The 6404-nt window shown below is 28.9% G+C and carries 8 protein-coding genes and 1 pseudogene; 4 read left to right on the top strand and 5 right to left on the bottom strand.

Annotated elements, in window-relative coordinates; translation table 11 throughout:
- Positions 1-449: pseudogene (locus tag E6771_RS10095) on the top strand (autotransporter outer membrane beta-barrel domain-containing protein); the annotation flags it as partial.
- A gap of 370 nt (positions 450-819) precedes the next feature.
- Positions 820-1572 carry a hypothetical protein gene (locus tag E6771_RS10090; protein ID WP_316091195.1) on the top strand — a complete coding sequence of 251 codons (753 nt, stop codon included), beginning with the start codon at positions 820-822 and terminating at the stop codon, positions 1570-1572.
- Positions 1573-1652: 80 nt separating this feature from the next.
- Here E6771_RS10090 and E6771_RS10085 read toward each other — a convergent pair whose 3' ends face one another.
- Positions 1653-2432 carry a peptidoglycan-binding domain-containing protein gene (locus tag E6771_RS10085; RefSeq protein WP_316091193.1) on the bottom strand — a complete coding sequence of 260 codons (780 nt, stop codon included), beginning with the start codon at positions 2430-2432 and terminating at the stop codon, positions 1653-1655.
- Between the two features lie 164 nt (positions 2433-2596).
- On the opposite strand from E6771_RS10085, the gene E6771_RS10080 reads away from it, so the two are divergent.
- The gene (locus E6771_RS10080; RefSeq protein WP_316091192.1) at positions 2597-3370 is read left to right on the top strand and encodes a helix-turn-helix domain-containing protein; all 774 of its coding nucleotides are present in this window, start codon (positions 2597-2599) and stop codon (positions 3368-3370) included.
- On the opposite strand, the gene E6771_RS10075 is transcribed toward E6771_RS10080, so the two are convergent.
- On the bottom strand, positions 3351-3746 hold the full coding sequence (locus E6771_RS10075) for a cupin domain-containing protein (RefSeq protein WP_316091191.1): 396 nt from the start codon (positions 3744-3746) through the stop codon (positions 3351-3353). The genes E6771_RS10080 and E6771_RS10075 overlap by 20 nt on opposite strands.
- A gap of 123 nt (positions 3747-3869) precedes the next feature.
- On the opposite strand from E6771_RS10075, the gene E6771_RS10070 reads away from it, so the two are divergent.
- Positions 3870-4394 (top strand): M23 family metallopeptidase, encoded by a 525-nt coding sequence (locus tag E6771_RS10070; protein WP_316091190.1) that lies wholly within the window; start codon positions 3870-3872, stop codon positions 4392-4394.
- Between the two features lie 69 nt (positions 4395-4463).
- Here the strand turns inward: E6771_RS10070 and E6771_RS10065 are convergent, their stop codons facing one another.
- The 3 genes from E6771_RS10065 to E6771_RS10055 all read right to left on the bottom strand — a co-directional run bounded on the left by E6771_RS10065 (position 4464) and on the right by E6771_RS10055 (position 6404).
- Positions 4464-4781, bottom strand: coding sequence for a PTS fructose-like transporter subunit IIB (locus E6771_RS10065; RefSeq protein WP_316091189.1), 318 nt, complete (start codon positions 4779-4781; stop codon positions 4464-4466).
- 83 nt (positions 4782-4864) lie between these two features.
- On the bottom strand, positions 4865-5932 hold the full coding sequence (locus E6771_RS10060; RefSeq protein WP_316091188.1) for a PTS fructose transporter subunit EIIC: 1068 nt from the start codon (positions 5930-5932) through the stop codon (positions 4865-4867).
- A gap of 31 nt (positions 5933-5963) precedes the next feature.
- Complete coding sequence (locus tag E6771_RS10055; protein WP_316091186.1) at positions 5964-6404, bottom strand: fructose PTS transporter subunit IIA; 441 nt, start codon at positions 6402-6404, stop codon at positions 5964-5966.

Here is a 6404-nt window from a genome sequence, read left to right as displayed (position 1 = left end):
ATAACTGAAACAAGAAATTATTCATCAAACTATAATGATATATCATATGATATCTATTTGAATGGAAGATATTCTCATAACATTGGAGATAATCTATTCTTAGAACCATATGGAACATTGTCATATACATATATCAAACAAGATGGAGCAGAAGAGGGAAATAAAACTCTGGCAATAGAAACAGATTCAAAATCATTTGACTATACATCAGCAAAAGTGGGAATAGACCTTAAAAAAGTAATACCACATGAAAAAGGAAAGAGTACACTGACAGCAGGAGTGAGCTTAGTATAGGACTGAATGCAAAATATACCCTTGAACTTGAAAGTGGAATGCTCTTTGATCTAAAGGGAACTTATGCAGTGGAAAGAGATTCACATAATGGAACAGATAAAAACAAAACAAAAGGTGAATGGATAGTAGGAGCAGGATTGGGATATAAGTTCTAAAGATTAAAAAGTGAAAGGCTGGCTGATGAATAAGAGGGAATTGGCAAAAATACACAGTAAAATTCAGAATATCTAAAAATATCTGGAATAAATAAAAATAATAAAATAATAGTACTCTCTTCATAAAAAAGCAGATAAATTACTTTTTATAAAGAGAGTATTTTCTATAATTGAAGAAAATATAAAAATTTAAATTGTTAAAATTTTGGGTATATTTTTTATGGGAAATAAATAATTTATTTATAAATATTAAAAAGAGAAGCTTTGGCAATTAAGAAGTGACAAAAAGCAAGAGTTCATTTCTTGTATGCAACTGGGAAGTATGCTAATATTTTCTTACAGAAATAAATATAGCTAGGAGGGATATAGAATGGCAGAGCTTACAAAAGAATGGCTTAAAAAGAAACTGAAACTAATATTAAAGGGGATTGATGAATCAGAACAAGATGATTATAATTGGTATTTAGATATCTTATGGGAAGATTTTGAAAATGAAGATGAAGACGATTCAATAGGAGTCATAGAAGAATATTTTGCAAAAGAAGCTGTGAAATATGAAGAATTACATCCATTTATGCGTAAAATAGTGAAAAAAATAACAGATTTAAATGAGCCAGAAGATGAAGTTTCATTGGATGGAGAATCTGCTGGAGGTTCATTTTTTGCAACAGAATTGGCTTTGGCAAATGAGGAGGATGTACTTCTTTATGCAGAACTTTTTCAAAGTACAGACCCAGATCATGAGGAACCAAGTTATTTTGAGGAGAGTTTTGCTCGCATAGTAGAAAAATATGGCTGGAATAAAGCAATATATCCATTGTTATTTGCACATAGTTTTGTACATGGACAACATAATCTTGAGATAATTACAATAGAAGATGCAGAAAAATTATCTGAATTTTTGAAAAAAGATGATAATTTAAATGAATTTTTAAAAGGATTGGCAGAATGGACAAATAAATATAAATATTATGATTATCAGCTTGAAAATGTATTTAGAATTTTATTAGATGAAGCATTAAACTTAGAAAATGATGAAGAAATAGAAAATGCAGTTGAAAAATTTACAGCTATAACAGCAGAAGGAAATATTCCAAAAGAGAGTGATTTAAGAAATAAATAAAAAATTATAAAATACTTTATAAAAAAGTCAAAAACCTTCTAAATTAATATTATTTAATCTAGAAGGTTTTATTATTTAAACTATTTAAATCTGGGTTTTATTCCAAGCTTTCTTAAAAGTTTTTCATCAATTTTTCCAGTTTGAGGCATATCATTATCTCTCTGGAATTCATAGATTGCCCTTTCTCCTCTATATCCTTTCCAAATAAGATTTGTGTAAACCTCATCTTCAGAATATATAAGCTTTTTAGGTTTAGAAGAGATAACCTCATTTATTTTTATATTTTCATTTTTTATTGTTTCTATTGGTTTTGGTTCTTCTTTTTTAGTAGTAGGAAGAACTGGAGTAACAGGAATAATTTCTTTAGGTATAGAAATTTCATTTTTTACTGTTTCTATTGGTTGTTTTTCCTCTTTTTCAGTAGTAGGAAGAGCTGGAATAACAGGAATAATTTCTTTAGGTATAGAAATTTCTGTTTTTATCATTTCTTCATCTTCTCTATTCTCATCTTGATCTATAAGAGCAACAGGAATACTTTCTTGTGAATTAACTTTTTCAATAACATCTTCAACAACATCTTCAACAACTTCTAATTTAGGTTCTGATAATTTAAAAAATATAGAAAGAAAAATTAAAAAAATAATAATAACAGAACAAATTATAAGTTGAAATCTTTTTTTACTAAGTTTCCTGTCTTTCTCTTCATTTTCTTCTTTGAGTTTTGATATAGAATTATTTTTTTCATTGATATCAAGTTTTAAGTTTTTGATATTCTTTTCATGAAGTGAAATAATTTTATTTTTCTCATCTATTTCTTTTTTATATTTTTGACTTATACTCTCATTAGATATATTTTCCATATAAGTATCTCCTCCCATATAATCAATCAGTTTCAGGATAATTATATCATAAAAATATGTTTCATTTGAAAGAATATTAAAGTAAAAATATAAATAACAGTAATAAATTTAAAAGATATCTAGTATAATAAACATAATAATAGTAAAAATATGAGGAGAAAGAGATGTTAAAAAAAGGAAAAATATATTTTTTTCATTATTTGAATACAGGTATAAAATTAATTATCAGTGAAAATTCTATATATTCGTATCCTTTGCATAATCATGTATCTGTTTTTATTGTTGGAATGATATTAAAAGGAGAAATAAAACTTAAAATATCAGAGAAGTCCTATAATTATAAATTAAAACAAATATTCATAATACCACCATATATTTCTCATGAAATAGAAGCATTAAGTCCATATTCTCTTTTAAGTATATGTATAAATAAAAACTTATTAAGGGAAGAAGGGATTACAGGAGTTCAGAAGATAATACAACCTATACTAGAAAATATATTAGAGAGTAAAAAAATAGATAAGGAAGAGATTGAGTTACTTTTAAAGGGATTAAAAGTTTTAGAAAAGTACAGGAATATTAATGAAAAAAGAGATAAACATTTAGAAAAGATAAAAGAATATTTAGAGATATCCCCAGAAAGTATTTTGAGTATAGATAAAATGGCAGAAATTGCATTTTCAAGTAAATTTAATTTTATAAGGAGATTTAAAAAGAGCATAGGGCTTACTCCACATCAATTTCAAATACAAAATCGTATAAGAAAAGCTCAGAAACTTTTGGAAAAATCTTTTTTGACATCTGAAGTGGCTTTGGCTACAGGTTTTTATGATCAAAGCCACTTTATAAAAAATTTTAAAAAAATAGTAAAAATGACTCCTTTAGAATATCAATTTTCTGTTAATAAAATTCATTTTTTTAAAGAAGAGCTGGAATAAATTTTGCAAATAGATATAACCCATCTTTATCTGCAATTATCTCATGAGGAATTTTCATTGGAAAAATAGATATAGTTCCTGACTTATATATAAATTTTTTTTCTGAATTTATACAAATACCACTTCCCGCTATTACTTCATGCGTTTCTAGTTGTATTTCATGAATATGAGTTCCAATTTTCTTATTTGGAGCTATTTTTACTAAATGGTAACTGAACTCTCCAACTGTTTCTTTTGATGTGAGTAAATGTTTTAACTCTACTCCTTCAAAGACAGGATGTTTAGACCATGGAATATCTTTGAAAGAGATTATTTTTTCTGGCAGTAAAAGTTTTCCATTAGTGTTGAAATTTTCAAATAAGTTTATAAAATCCATTAAAAGCCTCCTTCATTTAGGTTTTCTTTAAGTATTTTAATATTATCATAAATTGAAAAAGGAGTATTGTATAAAATTGCTAGATATTGATTTAGAAAAAAATAAATAAAAAGGGGAAAAATAATGAAACTAAAATCAAAAATACTTATATTTTTACTGCTGATAGTGATATGTGGAATGATTATACCTCAAAAATTTTCTATGCCTGTAGAGAATGGAACTAAAAGAGATTATAATCAAAAAAGTTTCTGGTATTATCCTTGGGGAAAATCTATAACTCATAAAGGAGTAGATATTTTTGCTAAATCTGGAACAAATGTACTAAGCTCTACAATAGGACTTGTCATATATGAGGGAAATTTAAAATCAGGAGGAAATGTCGTATTAGTCCTTGGACCTAAATGGAGATTACATTACTATGCCCATTTAAAAACCATAGATACAAAAAGATTTTCTTTTGTAAGAAGAGGAGAGAAGATAGGAAGTGTGGGAGATACTGGAAATGCAGCAGGAAAACCTCATCATCTTCACTATTCAATAGTGACATTGATTCCATATCCATGGCTGAAAGATGATTCAAGACAGGGGTGGAGGAAGATGCTGTATCTCAATCCAATAGAATATTTAAATAATGCAGAAAATATTTAATAAAAAAATATCCTCAGGAGTTATAAAACTTCTGAGGATACTTTTATATTTCAGTTGAGTATAAGCAAATTAGTTGTTTGAGTTATAGTGTTCAATAAGTTTTTTTACTATATCTTCAGCTTTTTTCACAGCATCTGCTATTTTAACTCTTACTATTTTTTTTCCTTTAAATCTTTCTTCATTTTTAATAGCAACTTCTTTAGTTAAAACTACATAATCTGTATTTGCTAAATCAGTTTCTGTAATAACATTTTCAATACCAATACCACCTTGAGTTTCTACTTTTATTTCCACCCCTAATTTTTCTCCAGCTTTTTTAAGAGCTTCAGCAGCCATATATGTATGAGCTACCCCTGATGGACAAGCTGTAACAGCAACTATTTTCATTATAATTCCCCCTTATCAAAAATTATTTACAAATTATTTATTTTCTATGATTTTAATTTACCCCATATAACCCTATTTATATTCTAATCAAAATCCAATTCTAATTCAAGTTCCTCTTCTTCTTTTTCAGCTTCAATAGCTTCTTTTAATTCAGATACAGGTTTTTTCATAGTATTTACCATAATAGCTGTGACAGCAGCTCCTGCAATAGTACCAATAATGTAACCTATTTTTCCTTCAACTACTGGAAGTACAATCCATCCACCCCAAGGAGCGTGGTTGATAACATTCATAATAAATCCAATGATATTTCCAACCATTCCACCAACAACAATAGATGGAAGAACTCTTAATGGATCTGATACAGCAAATGGAATAGCTCCTTCAGAAATTCCAATCATTCCCATAAGGATAGCAGCTTTACCAGCTTCTTTTTCATCCTGTGTATATTTTTTAGGTGCTAGGAATGTAGCAACTCCCATTCCGATAGGTGGTGTACAGATAGCTATACCAACTCCTCCCATAAGCCAAGGATGTTCTCCAACTTGAGTTTGGGCAAATAGAGTAGCAACTTTGTTAATAGGTCCTCCCATATCAAATGCAGTCATTCCTCCAAGGATAGCTCCAAGAACAGCTTTACTAGCATCCTGCATTCCAGTCAGCCACCCATTTAATCCAGCCATCATCAATGCGATAGGAGTTCCTATTACCCACATAACTATACCACAAGTTATTAAAGTCCCAAACAGTGGACAGATAAAAATTGTAGATACAGATTTCATACTTGCTGGAAGTTTAATTTTTTTCAGCTGGTTTACAATAAATCCAGCAAGGAATCCAACTATGATAGCTCCTAGGAATCCAGTACTGTATTGTTGAACAGCAATCCAAGAACCAATCATACCAGGAGCAAGTCCAGGTCTGTCAGCTATTGAGTAAGCAATATATCCACCAAGAACAGCAGGGAATATAGTAAGGCCAGCAATACCCATATCAGATATATTTTTTAGTAGTCCAGAATCAGGGACAGCTCCCTTTCCACCCATCATAACAGCTAGTGATAAAAGCACCCCTCCTGCTACGATAAATGGAAGCATGTGGCTAGTTCCAAATAAAAGATGTTTTCTAAGTTCAAGTAAAGTTTTTTTCATTGTTTGTTTCCTCCCCATATTTTTATTTAAATTAATTATTTATTGCATTCATTATTTCTTCTACATCATTAGATTTAGATAAAAGTTCTCTGAAATCATCATCCAGTATTTTTTTAGAAAGATTTACAAGAATATTAATATGTTCATTTCCAGCAGCAGCTGAAGGAATAGCAAGCATAAATATAAATTTTGCAGTTTCCTGTTCCTCTTCACTCCACATAATATTGTTGCTTAATCTAGCAAATGCTACAGCAGGATATTTTACAGCTGGACTTTTTCCATGAGGAAGCCCCACTTCATAACCTACAGCAGTTTCAGCAATAGCTTCTCTATCCATCAAAGATTTAAGATATTCATCATAATTGTCTACAATTCCATCTTCAACAAATAATTTTGCCATTTCCTTAATTGCTTCATTTTTGTTTTTCATACTTTTGTTTAATAAAATACGATTTGCATTTATTAATGCCAT

It is taken from the genome of Fusobacterium sp., from assembly GCF_032477075.1.
Taxonomy (GTDB): Bacteria; Fusobacteriota; Fusobacteriia; order Fusobacteriales; family Fusobacteriaceae; genus Fusobacterium_A.
This window is presented reverse-complemented; position numbering and strand designations above follow the sequence as displayed.